Raw genomic sequence first — 16890 nt, 5'->3', positions numbered from 1 at the left:
GGTTTAAGAGATTTAATTTATGTTGTTAAACTTAATAGCTAATCTTTATGAAAAACAAATTATCTAAGGTTTTGTTTATGATGGCGTTTCTCCTTTTATCCGTCTATGTTTACGCGCAGGTGCAGGTAAGCGGAACGGTAAAGGACGCCGCAGGTGAATTATTGCCAGGTGTGTCAATCCAGGTAAAAGGAACGGCACAGGGCACAATTACTGATATGGATGGCCGCTATAGTCTTAATGTTCCGGATGCTCAGTCTGTCCTGGTCTTCTCATTTGTAGGCATGCAAACTCGGGAAATGCCTGTTGATGGAAAATCTATTGTTGATATTACATTGTCAACATCTACAATCGGTGTTGATGAGATTGTTGTAACTGCCTTGGGGATGAAAAAAGAAAAGAAAGCCCTTGGGTATAATATATCTTCGGTTAACAGTGAAAACTTGGAAACGGGAGGTGTGTCAAATGCGCTTAAATCATTGGAGGGAAAAATAACCGGAGTTCAGATGAATAGTCTTACTTCTTCGCCTACTTCATCTGTTATGTTTAATATTCGTGGTGCTACTTCATTAGCCGGAATTATGAAAGGTAAAAGCGGTAATATTAATAATGAAACTCAGCCTTTAATTGTTGTTGATGGTGTTCCTGTTGCTACAAATACTGTTGGCACGACGGGGGGAATTGACGTCGGGAATTACATGTCCTCAATAAATCCTAACGATATTGAAAGTGTTTCTGTTTTAAAGGGTGCAAGTGCCGCTGCACTTTATGGTTCTCAAGCCGGAAATGGTGTAATATTAATTACGACTAAAAGCGGGAGTGGAGCGAAAAAGGGCATAGGAGTTTCTGTGAGCAGTTCAATATCATTCGACCAAGCATATAGTGCTCCTCCTGTACAACGTCAATTCTTTCAAGGAGATGAAGATGGTTCTCCACTGACTGAAGATAAGAAGGGATTAGGATGGGCTATCGATGATAATGTAAATAATTCAGAACCAGTTTGGCGTTGGAATATTTTGACGCAGGAATGGGAGCAATCTGTTCTTCAGATTCGAGGAGACGACAATCCTTTGCTCGCCTTTCTTGAAACAGGAATAATGTATGATAACAACGTCGCAATTACAGGAAATTACGACAAAGGAAATTACAGGTTGAATTTGGGTAATTTAACATCAAATTCTGTTGTCCCTTCTAATAAAACAATTCGTAATAATGTGTCTTTTAGCTCTGAATATAATTTGACAGATAAAGTTGTAATAACTTCTCAGGCTTCGTATTCTCATACATTTGTTCCTAATCAATCTCATGTATACGGAAAAAGAGAGGATAATCCGTTGGCGCATGCAATGTCAATGCCAATAAACATGCCTTCTATGGATGAATGGAAGCAAGCGAATAATTGGTTGTTTGACTGGGATGGAACTTATCAAAATACACCTTACTTAAAGAATCCTGGGGAAGACCGATTAAGCAGGGTTAATGATGCAGGCTTTGATAAAGCAATTGGTAAGAATGGCCCTTATTTCGCGGCAGAAGAAGTAATTCGTACTTATGCAAAAGATGTAGTCTTTGGAAAAGTACAAATGGATTGGGAACTTGCTAATAACCTGTCTTTTACAATCCGTTCAGGTCTGAGCCATCAAAGTTTTGCTTTTGAACGCAAAACTCCGTGGGGGGCAGAACGTTCAGAAAAGGGAGGTTATGAACAACGGCATTCAAATAGTCTCGGTATAAAAAATGATGCGATGTTTGCTTATAGTAATTATTTTAAAGATGATAAACTTTCTGTTGATGCGTTAGTGGGTGTATCATATAATTATAGTGAAGGAAATAGTTCGGGCTTTGATGGTAAAGAGTTAGCAACGCCCAACTCTTTTAGCTACAGTTCTCTCCCTGCTTCTGTGCGACAAGCTGCATCATTTAATAGAGGATATCCATCTCGAAATTATGGAGCTTATGGAACTGTATCTTTAGGTTGGTTGAATATGGTATACCTGGAATTGACAGGGAGAAATGATTGGGTTGGTATTTTAGATCACGAAAAAGATAATCATTTTTATCCGGGTGCTTCTTTAAGCTGGATTGCTACTGAAACATTTAAGGAAATGGGAGATTGGGTAACCCTTTTAAAACTAAGAGGAGGTTATGCAGAGACTGGTTACGGAATTGGCAATCCTGTTAATTTAGATAGTTATGGAATCTCAGGGAGTACATGGGGAGGAATAGCAATGGGAACTGTTGGTGGAAGCCTCGTTGATTCTAGTATTGAACCGGAACTGAACGTCACAAAAGAAATTGGAGTTGATTTTGGTTTCTTTGATAATCGAATTTTTGGTGAATTTACTGCATACTCAAAAAACCATATTAATCAGATCCAGAATCTTCCGGTTGTTGGATCTTCGGGATTTAATTCTGTGCTAACTAATATGGGGTCGGTAAAATCAGATGGTATTGAAGCTTCATTAACTGTTGTTCCTGTGAGAAACAAAGACTGGACGTGGAGTGTGACAGGTAATGTTACCTCATTTAAATCAGTAATTGATGAGCTGGATGATCGTTTCGCTGAAAAATTCTACGATTACGAAGGTTCTTCTAAACTATCGTTATTTAAAGGATCAAGGGTTGGAGACTTGTATGCCTCTGATCCAATAGCACGTATACAATCAGGGAAATATAAAGGTATGATGTTGATGGGTATAGAGGGTATAATTGAGGAGTCAATAGGTACTACCGAATACATAAAGGCGAATGGTTATCTTGGCAATATGAATCCGGACGCGATTATAGGGATTAATACTGATTTAAGATATAAAAATTGGAGCTTGGGCATTGTTTCCAGCTTAAGGTTGGGCGGTGTGTTCATTTCTGAAACTCAGAAAATTATGATTGATGACGGAATGGCAGATATTGGAGCTATATACAAAGATAAATATCATGAATACTGGACGGGAGGCCGTTTTGCTGGTGGATTGGAAAGCATGCCAAGCCCTGGCGCTATATTTCCCGGAGCAGGTTGGGAAGAGTACAGGGATGCCTATTCTGGTTATATGGAATATTACAATGGCGACCCACGTTATTTTGGGTATTGGAATGCAGTATTCATCGATCCTAATAGAGACTTGTCCGGTATGAGTCCGGAGGAAAAATTGAATCTGCCTGATGATTATTACATTTTGAACGGAGAAGATCCTTTGTACACTATGTATGCACATCCATACTATATGGAAGGACAAGAACTATGGTCTGGAGCTCAGTTTAGAACATGGGATGCAACTAATTTTAAGGTTAAGGAAGTTAATATTAGCTATAGATTTCAAAAAGCTGCTGTTGAAAGGTTGCATTGCCAAGACATAACCATTACTGCGTTTGCGAAAAATGTAATGTTTTGGGCTAAAAACAGGATGAATGAAGATCCTGAAACTGCCTTTAGAGATGGTATTTCAGGTATGGGTGTCTCACAGTTTGGATTGCCACCAATTCGTACTATGGGATTAAGAGTTGCAGTGAATTTTTAAAAGATTATTTTATTGGAATTCAAAATTATAAGATTATGAAGAAGTTATTAATATATTTTGTCGCTTGCTTAATAGTTGTTCTAAGTTTTTCGTGTCAAGACGAACTGCGAATCGATGAAAGGCAAACATCGTTTGATGTTAATTATTTTACATATTCACGTTATCAATTGACCACGGCCATTGTTAATATATCTAAGAGTTATGGGCAGGCGTTGTTAAATGAAAGAAATGGGCAGGCCGCTCTTTATTTTATGGACTGCTATGGCGGAGATCAGATTACCGGATATTACTCAGGCTATCAGAGTAGTTGGGGTATGGAGAATTCAAATCCTTACACAAATGAATTTCGTACACTTGCTGCTATGAGAGAGCTGGCAGAAAACGAGGGGAATACGGCTACGGTTGCAGCAGCTGACATTTTGAAGTGTTTTGTTAGTGCCTACCTTACTGAAAAATATGGAGATGTTCCTTTTTCTCAAGCAGTGCAGGGACGTGAAGGTGAATTGTTCCCGGAATTCGATTCGCAAAAAGAAATTTATGAATCGATGTTTGCAATGTTGGATAATGCGATTGACATCTTATCTAATCCAGAAAGTAAAGGACTTCCTTCAGATCACGATGTTCTTTATAATGGAGATAAATCTAAATGGGTGAAATTTGCTAATTCTCTGAAATTTCGTTTAATGGTTCATTCCTTTAAAGCATTTGAAAGTGAAGGCGTAAATCTTTCTTCTAAAATGCAGGCTATTGCAGATGGACATGACTATATGTCTGCTATAGAGGATAATGCATCCATTGTTTTTCAAGGTACAGAGTCAAAAGATTCGTGGTATCTGCAAACAAAGTGGGGAACAGGCAATGACTTTACGGAGCAGAAACCAACTAAGTATTTAATTGACAATATGGTATCTCTAGACGATCCGCGTATGTATGTGATTTTTGCACCGGCCCTTTCTCCTTTGTCAAACCAAACGGATACTGTGTCAGAAGATGTTCTAATTAATGGCTTCTCTTATGGAATTACTTATTATCCTGTGAGTGACCCACGAGTTGAGCCTAGTTGGTTAGTAGCCTCTGGTAAGGATTTAAACGGGAATACAGTTGATATTCCCTACGAATTGGATGCAAAGTGGTTCGGAACACCAACTCCAATTACAGTTCAGAATATTTATGGAGGAGCTGCTTTGCCAGGTACGAATGGCTTTTATGACAACCGCCGGATCACAGGTTTTTCGCGATTAATTGCTCAGACAAATGATGATCGATTAAGGGCTGTCCTGATGGAGGCAAGTGAAATGATGTTTCTTTTAGCGGAATCAAGGCATAATGGGTGGATCTCTTCTGGTAATGTAGAAGATTATTATCAGCAGGGAATAAAGCTGTCTTTTGAAAGATGGCATATTACAAATGGCGTTAAACCCGAAACTCATGAAGGTACAGAAGAGATTGTGGAAGATTTTGACGCTTATTATGCAAAACCAGAGGTTGCTCTCAATGGTTCGGATGCTGACCTTGATAAAATTGCATTGCAGAAATGGTTGTCATTATTAATGACAAATCACGCTGAGGCTTTTACCGAAGTAAGAAGAACTCAAAAACCTAATTTCGTTTTCGCTTTAGCTCCGTCTTATTCTCCGTATACTTATCCATTTCGTTATACTTATCCGTTAGACGAGGAAAGCAATAACAGGGAAAATTACAATGCAGCTGTCTCCTTATTGGGAGGGAAAGATCTTCCTTCATCAAAAATGTGGATTTTTGATTAAGTACCAGTTGAAAGAATTTTTTTGAAGAGGACATGGGCAATCCGTGTCCTCTTTTTTCAAAAAGGAAAACCAGATATGGCCTTCAGAAAATTTTTTATTTTGCTCATTTTTCTTTTCCCGGCAGCTTTGTTTTCTCAAGAAAGGGAAGTTATTCGGGGAACTGTTTTTTTTGATGTCAACAAAAACGGGATTCTGGATGACGATGAATCAGGGATTGCCGGCATTTGTGTTTCCAACGGAAAGGACGTCGTGAAAACGGATGCCGGTGGACACTGGAATCTTCCTGCCGGGAGTCCCCGGTCAGTTTTTGTTATAAAACCTGCCGGTTATACCGTCCCGTTAAACGAAGACAATATTCCACAGCATTATTTCTCTGAAAAGCAAATTCAGAATCTGGAGATTAATTTTCCGCTTTATCCGTCAGATGAAAATAACCGCTTTTCTGTATTGTTTTTTGGCGACACGCAGGCTCGCGGACAGAAGGAAGTAAATTATATCTTTCATGATGTTGTGGAGGAATTAATTGGTACAACTGATGCAACTTTTGGTGTTTCGCTGGGCGATATTGTTGCCGATGAACCGGAGTTGATGGACGAAGTAAGCAAAGGAATTGCACAGATTGGTATTCCTTGGTATAATATTTTTGGCAACCACGACCACGACCGTGATGAAAAGCTAAATGAATACAAGGATAAAACTTTTCGGAAATTTTTTGGGCCAAGCACGTATGCATTTGAGCACGGACAAGTGGCATTTATCGGGCTGAACAATATATTTTTTAACCCGGACGGAAAATACCATGCACACCTTACCGCGGAGCAACTTGAGTTCATCGCAAATTACCTCTCTTTCGTTCCCGAAAATAAACTGATAGTGCTGATGATGCACGCGCCATTGGTGCGTACCGCGAACAACGATAAACTTTTTGAAATTCTTCGTAACCGGGAACATACGTTTTCCATTTCAGGCCACGTTCACGAGCAAATAAATGTTTTTATTGATGAAGAACTGGGGTGGAAGAGGGCAGTGCCGCATCATCATTTAATTAATGCAACAGTTTGCGGAAGCTGGTGGTGTGGCTTAAATGATGAAACCGGAATTCCCCATGCAACAATGAACGACGGCGCGCCAAATGGTTATTCCGTTGTTACGTTTGACGGAAACAATTACAGCGTTCGGTTTAAAGCTGCGCGGCGCCCCGCCGATTATCAGATGAATATTTACCTGCCGGATGAACTAAAACAGACCCAACTGGATACAACTGTTGTGTTGGTGAATGTTTTTGCAGCTTCCGGCCAATCAACAGTCGAAATGCGTGTCGGAAACGAAGGCCAATGGGTCCCCATGCAGCAGGTAGAAACCATCGATCCCGAGTGTTTGCGGATGCATCGGCTTAATCCGATTTTGGATTACGAAACCGACGGAAACACCATTGACGATATTTTGGGGTATAAAATGGATTTTCCGAGCGTGTCAACCCATATGTGGGAGGGCAGGCTTCCGCAGAATCTGTCGGGCGGAACACATACCGTTACTGTTCGTACAACAGATATGTTTAACCAGACGTGGACGAGCCACCGGATATTTCGGGTGCGCCCAGTGAATAGAAACTAATATTCAATAAAATAATCATGAAAAAATACTTTTTTATAACTACTGCCTTTTTGCTTTTTTCTTTGGTTTTTAATATGAATGCAATGGCCGGAGACAAGGGGAAACCTGTTTATAACGATGCTCCTTTCCTGCAGGATTATAGCATTAAATACTATTTTACCCAACCGGGTGTTTCCCTGGAAAAAGTTGCTGCCGACCGCAACGGAAAAATCCAGGTGCTTTCTTCTAAAGGGTTGTTGCATCCACACAGCGGCGCTTTTCTTTACCCGGGAACCTTGGAGAAAGACGGAACTTACCGTCCGCTGGCTGACAAAAATATTGTTGATTTGGCATCGTATAAACAGCAACTGGTTTACCTCGATGAGGAGGCCGTGCTGAGCAATGCCTGGGCCGGAATTCCTTTTTTGAAACACGGACTTTCTAATGCAAAGTTATTTGCAGGAGGCGAAGATTTTACCTTTTTGGTGGCAGCGGGCAGAGATTTGAAACTGTTGAAAGGAGACGAACAGATTTGGAAAGGTAAAGCAGCCGGGCCAGTTCTCGAGCTGAAATATGCTGCGTCAACCGGAAAGTTCTGGGTTCTCACAGCAAATTCACTGCAAACTTTTTCTTCCAAAGAAATGAAATTGCAAACTGTTTTCGAAGGCAGCGACTTTACTTCGTTTGATGTTGTGGCTTTTGGCACAAAATCCATTATTGGAACTTCTGCCGGATATATCGAGTTGAGCAACCTCGCAGGAACGCAGATTGGTGAGATGCGCAGCAATTTGCCGGTGCCCGATATTTCCATAGTAAAAGAGGTGAACGGAAATGTTTGGTTTGGATCGCCTGAAGGAGTTTTCATGCAGCGGGTTGATGGCAAATTTAATTACTATTACGGCCAGCGCTGGCTTCCCGGCAATCAGGTGATTGATATTGCATGTGGTCCTGATAATTCGGTTTTGGTGCTAACCCAAAAGGGGCTGGGGCAAATCTGTTTTAAAGAAGTTACGCTCCTAAATAAAGCAATGTATTTTGAAGAGCAGGTGCGTCTTCGTCATATTCGCAATGGTTTTAACGCGACGTTAAACGGGATGAAAAGTGGAGATCTTTCAACCGGGTTTCTGGCCGATTCAGATAACGACGGATTGTGGACTTCAATGTACCTCGGCAGCCAGGTGTTCAGGTACGCGGTTACAAAATCGGAGGAGGCGCTTCAAAACTGCATCGAATCGCTGGATGCCATGGAGCGGCTTTACACGATTAATCCGGTGCCGGGATTTCCTTCCCGTTCGTTTGAGCGCAGTGGGTATATTGAAATTCTTTCCGACCCGGATCGCTGGCAGCACTCAGATGATCCTGAATGGGACTGGAAAGCCACCACCAGCAGCGACGAAGCCATTGGTCATGTGTTTGTGTTTGGGGCAATTGCAGAGTTAATTGATGTGGAGCCGGTTCGGACAAAAGCTGTTCGACTGCTCGACGAACTGATGCAACATATTGTGGACAATGATTTTTACATGATTGATTACGATGGCAAACCGACTACCTGGGGGCGCTGGAATCCGGAGTATGTAAATGGTTTTCCTGTTTCGGTGGGCGACCGAAAACTGAACAGTTCCAATATTGTGGCCATGTTGCAAACGGCATATCATTTTACGCGAAAAGAGGTTTACAAAGAAAAAGCGTATGAGCTGATGTACAAACACGGTTACCTCGAGAACCTGATGCGCCCCATGGAGATTGTGGGAACAGCGCCCGAAGGAGCCGATGACTGGGCGAAGATGCTTTCTTCCGCATGGAATCATTCCGATGATGAAATGTATTTTCTCGGTTATTGGGGATTGTACCGGTATGCGCTTAACGATTCGCTGAAAGCGATGTTCAAAGAGAGTATTATCGACCACTGGGAATATGAAAGGCCGGAAAAAGACGGGTTGTGGAATCTGTTTACAGGAATGGTAACTGATGATTTCGATTTGGACGAAGCTGTTTGGTATTTGCAGGAATATCCCATGGATCTTATTAACTGGACTGTGAAAAACAGTCATCGGAAGGACGTTCAGTTAATCCCGGAAAATTTCAGAAAACAGAGTGTAGAAGAAGTTTTACCTCCGGATGAATTGCCAATCAGAAGGCACAATGCAAATCGCTTTGGATTGGATGGCGGAAGCGACGGCCGTTCGGAAAACAGCGCCGGAGATATCTGGCTGCTTCCATATTGGCTGGGTCGTTATCTGGAAGTAATTGAATAGAAAAAAATAGATTGCCGATTACGCAGACAGAATCATCGAGAAAAGTTTGCGTAATCGGCACAAAAAAAATACACATGAATAACAGGGTCTTGAACTTCTTTTTACTTTTCTTTTTGTTGGGTGCATGTTCGCCAAAACAGGAGAGCACCAAAACAAAAACTGTTGCGCAGGTTATGGATGGCGTGATTACTTCTTTGTACGCTACAATGAGCGAAGCAGAGCTTGAGTTTATCGACCGGCAAAAAGCGCTGTCGTTTTTCAATGAGTCAGATTTGAACGTGCTTGCTACCCGCCACTGGGTGTTCGACGTAAACGTGCCGGCAGTGGTTTCGATAATGCGAAGCGAAGGACAGAAAACAATGCCATTTTGGCTCGAATCCAGTGGTTTCGAGAAAACAAAAATGACCATGCAAAACGAATTTCATACCTACGAAGTGTGGCAGAAAAAGTTTGATAAAGGTACTGTTGAGCTGGGAATAAACGGGCTCGAGAATTTTGCATACCATTACTTTGTATCAGTAGCACCGCAAAACAAAAGCGACAATTTAGTGCTTTCCAATTTTATTCCGGAAAACCAACCTGTGAGTGTTTTGGATGACGGCGCGTTTACCTACCGCGACTGGACCGAACTGGTTCTGTTTAATGTCCCGGAAGAGATGAAAGGGCAAAAACTGTTGAATACGATTCGTGGGCGCGGAAAGGAATCGCATCTGGTTGGTGCTTTTCGGAAAACTATTTTTCCTTCTTCTGCTCAGCCCGACCAGGTGATGCTGACCTGGAGTTCGGATCCTGCTTCCGGCGTTGATGTTCAGTGGCGAACAAATACAACTGTAGAATCCGGAGAAGTGAAATTCAGGCTTGTGGGGAGTAACGATGTTCAGCAGGTAAAGGCAGAAAAGTTTGTGATGGAAGATCGGGAACTGATGAATGACCGGTTTGTGCATCGGTTTACAGCCAAACTGCGAAACCTGTCCCCCGGCAGTAATTACGAATATTTGATTGCTCCGGAAAATGACTGGGCTCAGGCCTGCACGTTTTCAACGCCTGAAAATGATGATGCGTTTTCTTTTGTTTGGTTTGGCGATGTGCATAATAGAAAGGAGTTTGGCGATTTGCACCAAAAAGCCGAAGTGGCTCATCCCGAAGCTGCATTTTATATGATTGCCGGAGATTTGGTTAACGACGGGCTTTATCGCAATCAGTGGGACGAACTGTTTGGGTTTTCTAAAGATGTAATTTGCCGGAAACCGTTGATGAACGTACCCGGAAATCACGATAACCGTTTGGGGCTTGGCTCAAAAATGTACCGCGATATGTTTAGTTATCCAACCAACGGGCCGGAGGGTGTTCCGCAGGAGCAGACCTACTCGTTTGTTTATAAAAACACGCTGTTTTTAATGCTCGATGCCACCTCTTCGTTAGATGCACAAACCGGGTGGATTGAAAGTCAATTGGCACAAACTTCGGCTACGTGGAAAATTGCGGTGTTCCATTTTCCTCCATACAATTGGGAAGAGCCTTATCTTGATATTCAGGAAGCGTGGTTGCCGGTTTTCGATAAATACCACGTGGATATGGTTTTCAACGGGCACATTCATTATTACATGCGTTCTAAACCGTTGAAAGGCGGCCGTGTTGTGGATTCATACAACGACGGGACAGCCTACATCGTTTCGCTGGGAATTCCGGGGCGTAATCAGGAAATAACTGACGAACCTTATGCTGCGATGCGGGAGCAAAATAGCTGGTTGTATCAGCATATAAATATTGATGGGGAAAAGCTTTTTTACCAGTCGGTAAACATGGATGGCGAAGTAATTGACCAGTTCACCATTCATAAAGAATAGCTGTTTAAAAGTATTCTCAAAAGATTGAATTATATTGAATTGTGCCTGGTTTGAATTTGTGGTAATGTTAAAATATTGATAGTTTTGAATAAAAACTAAATATCAAAAAATATGAAATTGAAATTAACTGCTTTGAAAAAAATTACTTCCGGTCTTCAGTGGTTTTCGTTAGTGGCAATAATGTCTTTTTTTGTTTTTTCCTGCCAGCCAAAATGGGACATTCAAAATCCCTATGCCAATGTAGACTGGAATAACCACCAACGCTTTGAAGCCAATTTTCATACACACACTACCCGCAGCGACGGTCGCATGAATCCGCAAACCGTTGTGGATAAATATCACGATTTGGGATATGAAATTCTTGCCGTTACCGATCACAACGAGGTGACTTATCCGTGGACCGGCTTTTCTGAATTGGAAGCCAGTTCGGGAGCATACGAGCGTCTGGAAGAAGGCCGCCTTGAGGAAGACCAAATCGTTTACGAAAATCGCGACCCCAAAGAGCTGGGAATGCTGGCTATTCAGGGTAACGAACTTTCGCGTCATCATCACATGGGCAGTTACTTTTCAGACCACAACGGAACAGAAACTGAAGAAGAATCGCTGGATGCCACTGCGGCAAAAAACGGACTGGTAATGTTTAACCATCCGGGGCGGTACACCGCGCGTGACCCCGATCATTACTCGGTAGATTGGTATGTGAACCTGTTGAAAAAGTACGACCACCTTATTGGCGTGGAAATTTATAATCAGGGCGATCGTTATCCCAACGACCGCGAGTTGTACGATGCCATTCTTTCGCGCACCATGCCCGACAGGCAGGTGTGGGCCTATTCAAACGACGACATGCACCACAGCAGTACACTGGGCCGAAACTGGAATGTTTTTCTGCTTCCTGAACTTAACGAAACCTGGGTGCGTAAAGGAATGCAGGAGGGGGTGAGTTATTATGTGTATTCACCCTCGGGGCACAATGGCGCAAAACTGCCGGAGATTGCAGCGATTACAGTAAATAACCGAAAAGGATTGATTGATATAAATGTTACCGGACAAGATTCTGTCCGTTGGATTTCGGGAGGAGAAGTGGTTCATCGCGGAAATCAGTTTTCGCTAAAAGAAAATCCCGAAATTGAAAAATATGTCCGTGCCGAAATTTTTGGCCCGGGTGAAGTTATTATGGGAACTCAGCCGTTTGGAATTCGGTAGAAAAAATAGTCCACTTATTGTTGAAACGCCTTTCGATATTCGGAGGGCGTTTTTTTCATCACTACTTTAAAATAATGGTTGAAATTGGCCAGGTTGTTATATCCGCATTCGTAGCAAATCTGGGTAATCTGTTTATCGGTTTCGGCCAGCAGGCGGGCGGCAATTCCAATTCGCACACTTTTTACGTAATCCATAAAAGTTTGGCTGGTTTTCTTTTTAAAGTAACGGCAAAACGAGCTGGGCTCCATGCAAACGAGTTTTGCAGCGTTGTTCAGGTTTATGCCGTTTTGAACGTTCTGAAAAACATATTCGTAAATTTTGTCGATTTGCTCGCGGTCTTTTGCATAAGTGTTGGGCAGCGACGATGGCAACGCCAGGTATTCGCGGTTTTCAATCTGAAGCAGCAGGCTGAAAACTTTCAACAATTCAATGTACCGTTCAAGCCCAGTCATGGTAACCATCTTTTTTAATGATTCGGCCACTCTTTTTGTTTTTGAACCTTTAAACAGGATTCCGCTTCCGGCTTCCTTTAAAAGATTGACCACTTCGGCGAGTTCGGGAATATTGAAAAAGTCGGAGGCGATAATGTTTTCGTAGAAGTGCGTTACTACACATTCTCCGTGCGTGTCCTGCCCGGGTTCTAAAACTTCCCAGCAGTGCGAAACATTTGGGGCAAGCAAAACAAGGTCGCCTTTTGTGTAGCTCGAAATATGGTTGCCAACAATTCTGCGCCCGGCACCGGATGTAATGTAATTCAGCTCAAAATTTTTGTGCGAATGAATTTTGTCTGAGTTTGGATCCATCTTTAACCGGCGGGTAATAAATGAATGCTTGTGCGATACATCTATCTTTTCGTAAACAAACCTCATGTTGTTTTATTTTAACCTTAAAGTGTAAATATAATTGATTTTGCTTAAAAACTGGTCAAAATTTAATGTGAAAAACACAATTTTCAACAAGCATTTTATCCCTTATTGCTGTTTTTTTGTATGTAGTAAATTCAATGTAAAACTGTGTAGTAATTAAAAAACTTCAATATTTAAGTAATATGGAACTTCCTATTAGGGGGATAATACCACCAGTAGTAACCCCGCTGGTAAACGACGATGAGTTGGATGAACAGGGCTTAAATAACCTGCTCAACCATATAGTAGACGGAGGTGTGCACGGGATTTTTTTACTGGGCACAACCGGAGAAGCAACCAGTTTGCGTTATAGAGTACGCCGCCAATTGGTAGAGAAAGCGTGTTTGATAGTGAATAAAAGGGTGCCGGTTATGGTAGGAATTACCGATACTTCTTTTGAGCGATCAGTGGAGATGGCGGAGTTTTGTAAAGAGGTTGGCGCTGACATGGTTGTTATTGCTGCTCCTTATTATTTTCCAATTGCGCAAGTTGAAATGCAGCGCTATCTGGAGGACCTTGTTCCAAGGCTGCCTTTGCCGTTTATGCTTTACAATATGCCTTCGCACACCAAAATTCATTTTACAAAAGAAACCGTGGATTGTGCAAAAGAACTGGGTGCGCTGGGAATAAAAGACAGCTCGGGCGATATGTTATACCTGTTGTCGTTAATTGATGCGTACAAAGATTCGCCTGAATTTTCGGTACTTACCGGTACTGAAATTTTTCTGCCCGAAACAATTTTGCAGGGAGGACACGGTGCTGTGGCAGGGGGCGCTAATATTTTTCCGCGTCTTTTTGTGGATTTTTACCAGGCGTCATTGGATAAAGACTACGCAAAAATTGAATTTCTGCGCCGGATTGTAATGAAAATATACAATACCATTTATAATGTTGGTACATTTACCTCCCGGTATACTGTTGGCACCAAATGCGCGTTGGGCGCCCTCGGAATATGCAACGATTACGTAGCACATCCGTTGAGGCAGTTTGAAGGTGCCGACCACCAAGCCATGGCAAATTATGTGGAGGAGATAAAAGAGATGATGGGGAAAGCCGCTTTTTTCTGAATCAAATAATCTATTAATATGCAGCTACCTACTTTAGACCTTATTGTTTTTATCCTGATTACTTTCGGGAATGTTCTTTTTGGTGCCAGTTTCTTTTTTAAAAATAAAACTGCCGGACAGTTTACTTCAGGCGGCGGAAACCTGCCTGCCTGGGTAGTGGGGATGTCTATTTTCGCCACTTTTGTCAGCAGTATCAGCTTTTTGGCACTTCCCGGAAATGCGTACTCCACCAACTGGAATGCGCTGGTTTTCAGTTTTTCCATTCCTGTTGCTGCCATACTGGCTGTGAAGTTTTTCGTGCCGCTGTACCGCGGGATAGGAAGTATTTCGGCCTATAATTATCTGGAAATGCGTTTTGGTACCTGGGCCCGGGTGTACGCCTCTGCCTGTTACCTTTTAACCCAGCTTATGCGCACAGGAGCCATTTTGCTTTTACTGGCTCTGCCCATAAATGCGCTGTTCGGTTTTAATATCAAAACCATTATTATTGTTACCGGAATTGCGGTTACTCTATATTCGATGCTGGGCGGCATTCAGGCCGTGGTTTGGACCGATGCCATTCAGGGAATTGTGCTTATTGCGGGTGCCATTGTTTCGGCACTTGTTATCACTTTTTCGATGCCAGAAGGGCCTTCGCAGGTTTTTGAGATTGCAGCTGCCAATAATAAATTCAGTCTGGGGAGTTTCGGCTCCAGCCTTTCCGAATCTACATTCTGGGTAATTCTTATTTACGGGCTGTTTATCAATCTGCAAAATTACGGCATCGACCAGAACTTTGTGCAGAGGTACATGGCCACCAGTTCCGACAAACAGGCAAAATCGTCGGCGTTATTTGGCTCACTGCTGTATGTCCCGGTTTCAGTAATCTTTTTCTACATCGGCACCGCGCTTTATTCGTATTACACAGCCCGGCCCGAGTTGTTGCCTGCTGAGCTGACACAGCCCGGAATGGGTGATAAAGTTTTTCCGTATTTCATTGTAAATGGACTGCCCACCGGAATTACCGGTTTGCTGATTGCCGCTATTTTTGCAGCGGGCATGAGTACTGTTTCTACCAGCCTGAATAGTACGGCAACCATCATTTTAACCGATTATTACCAGCGTTACATAAACAAAAATGCCAGCGAAAAATCGTCAATGTCTGTATTGTACATTTCGTCGATGGTTATTGGTTTTCTGGGAGTACTGATTGCACTTTCGCTTGTTGGAGTAGAAAGCGTTCTGGATGCCTGGTGGTCGCTGGCTTCCATATTTAGCGGAGGAATGCTGGGGCTGTTTTTGCTGGCTTTCCTTTCGCGAAAAGTTCGTCGCATCGACGCCATTGTTGGGGTTATTGTCGGTGCACTGGTAATTATTTGGATGAGCCTCAGCCCGCTTTATTTTAACAGCGAAAACCTGCTGGCTTTCCGTAGCCCTTTCCACAGTAACCTTACTATTGTAATAGGTACCTTGGTTATTTTCCTTTTGGGATTTGTAAGTATGAAATTCTTTTTCAGGAAAAAATAATTTTCATTAAGGCGTTTGCCTTGTGCTTGTAATTTGCTTAAAATCTATTTGTTCACATAGAAGATGACAATTGCTGTAAAAACATAAAAATCTTAATTTTGAAATATTCACCAATAAAAAGAATGCTATGAAAACTATACTGACTGTACTATTTTTTATCTCTTCTGTTTATTTGTTTGCCGACACCCCTTTTAAAGGGCAGAAGGCTGTGGTTAAAGAAGAATTGATTTACAAACCGGAGAATGTTTCGTTCCCGAGTTGTCATGCATCTACTATTGCTGAAACCAAAGACGGGTTGGTTGCTGCCTGGTTTGGCGGGACACATGAAAAGAACCCTGACGTAGGAATTTGGGTTAGCCGTTTTGTGAATGGAAACTGGACAGCACCGGTTGAAGTGGCCGACGGCGTGCAGCATTCAAAATTGCGGTATCCGACCTGGAATCCCGTGTTGTTTGATTACGGAGATGAATTGTTCCTTTTTTATAAAGATGGCCCGAATCCCAGGGACTGGTGGGGCCAGCTGCTTATTTCTCCTGACAATGGAAAAACATGGTCGCGGAGGATGAGGTTGCCCGAAGAAATTTACGGCCCCATAAAAAATAAGCCGGAATTATTATCCAACGGCGAGTTGATTTGCCCAACCAGTACCGAACACAACGGCTGGCAGGTGCATATGGAGTTTACGTCAGACCGCGGGAAAACATGGGAACGTACCGAACCAATAAACGATGGGAAAGAATTATCTGCCATTCAGCCCAGTATTCTGAAACATCCGGGTGGAAAATTGCAGATACTTTGTCGCAGCCGCAATAAGAAAATATTGTCTGCCTGGTCAGACGATAACGGACGTACGTGGAGCAAGCTGGAGCCCATTGATTTGCCGAATCCCAACTCCGGAACGGATGCCGTTACCTTAAAAGACGGACGTCATGTTCTGGTTTATAATCATATTGACCCGTCGAGCGACTGGGGCGATCGCAATATTTTGAACGTGGCTGTTTCAAACGACGGAATAAACTGGGAGGCTGCTGTGCTGTTGGAAAATGATCCAGACCCGGACGGTGAGTATTCTTATCCGGCAGTAATGCAGGCCAAAGACGGAAAAATTCATATTACGTACACCTGGAACAGAAAAACAATTAAGCATGTGGTGCTTGATCCTTCAAAATTTGAATTGAGACCCATAAAGGATGAAAAATGGCCGGGAGCTTAAAATGTTTCATTAAAATAGTT

Annotated in this window: 10 protein-coding genes; 9 read left to right on the top strand and 1 reads right to left on the bottom strand. The window is 42.4% G+C overall.

The window, feature by feature from the left end:
• Positions 1-47: 47 nt before the first annotated feature.
• The 6 genes from BUB08_RS09250 (at position 48) to BUB08_RS09225 (ending at position 12179) form a co-directional block, all read left to right on the top strand.
• Positions 48-3512 carry a SusC/RagA family TonB-linked outer membrane protein gene (locus BUB08_RS09250; protein WP_073001095.1) on the top strand — a complete coding sequence of 1155 codons (3465 nt, stop codon included), beginning with the start codon at positions 48-50 and terminating at the stop codon, positions 3510-3512.
• A 35-nt stretch (positions 3513-3547) separates the two neighbouring features.
• Positions 3548-5278, top strand: coding sequence for a SusD/RagB family nutrient-binding outer membrane lipoprotein (locus tag BUB08_RS09245; protein WP_073001093.1), 1731 nt, complete (start codon positions 3548-3550; stop codon positions 5276-5278).
• A 75-nt stretch (positions 5279-5353) separates the two neighbouring features.
• Positions 5354-6892, top strand: a complete 1539-nt coding sequence (locus BUB08_RS09240) for a calcineurin-like phosphoesterase C-terminal domain-containing protein (RefSeq protein ID WP_073001091.1) — start codon at positions 5354-5356, stop codon at positions 6890-6892.
• A 17-nt stretch (positions 6893-6909) separates the two neighbouring features.
• Entirely contained in the window at positions 6910-9126 is a 2217-nt protein-coding gene (locus BUB08_RS09235) for a hypothetical protein (protein WP_073001089.1), read from the top strand.
• 74 nt (positions 9127-9200) lie between these two features.
• Positions 9201-10973, top strand: coding sequence for a purple acid phosphatase family protein (locus BUB08_RS09230; protein WP_073001087.1), 1773 nt, complete (start codon positions 9201-9203; stop codon positions 10971-10973).
• A gap of 111 nt (positions 10974-11084) precedes the next feature.
• Positions 11085-12179 carry a PHP domain-containing protein gene (locus tag BUB08_RS09225; protein WP_073001085.1) on the top strand — a complete coding sequence of 365 codons (1095 nt, stop codon included), beginning with the start codon at positions 11085-11087 and terminating at the stop codon, positions 12177-12179.
• Between the two features lie 14 nt (positions 12180-12193).
• Here BUB08_RS09225 and BUB08_RS09220 read toward each other — a convergent pair whose 3' ends face one another.
• Positions 12194-13048, bottom strand: a complete 855-nt coding sequence (locus BUB08_RS09220; protein ID WP_073001083.1) for an AraC family transcriptional regulator — start codon at positions 13046-13048, stop codon at positions 12194-12196.
• A gap of 179 nt (positions 13049-13227) precedes the next feature.
• Between BUB08_RS09220 and BUB08_RS09215 the strand changes: the two genes are divergently transcribed.
• The 3 genes from BUB08_RS09215 (at position 13228) to BUB08_RS09205 (ending at position 16870) form a co-directional block, all read left to right on the top strand.
• Positions 13228-14151, top strand: coding sequence for a dihydrodipicolinate synthase family protein (locus BUB08_RS09215; RefSeq protein WP_073001081.1), 924 nt, complete (start codon positions 13228-13230; stop codon positions 14149-14151).
• 18 nt (positions 14152-14169) lie between these two features.
• Entirely contained in the window at positions 14170-15657 is a 1488-nt protein-coding gene (locus BUB08_RS09210; RefSeq protein WP_073001079.1) for a sodium:solute symporter family protein, read from the top strand.
• Between the two features lie 127 nt (positions 15658-15784).
• Positions 15785-16870 carry a sialidase family protein gene (locus BUB08_RS09205; RefSeq protein ID WP_073001077.1) on the top strand — a complete coding sequence of 362 codons (1086 nt, stop codon included), beginning with the start codon at positions 15785-15787 and terminating at the stop codon, positions 16868-16870.
• Positions 16871-16890: the final 20 nt, after the last annotated feature.

It is taken from the genome of Mariniphaga anaerophila, assembly GCF_900129025.1.
Classification (GTDB): Bacteria; Bacteroidota; Bacteroidia; order Bacteroidales; family Prolixibacteraceae; genus Mariniphaga; species Mariniphaga anaerophila.
This window is presented reverse-complemented; position numbering and strand designations above follow the sequence as displayed.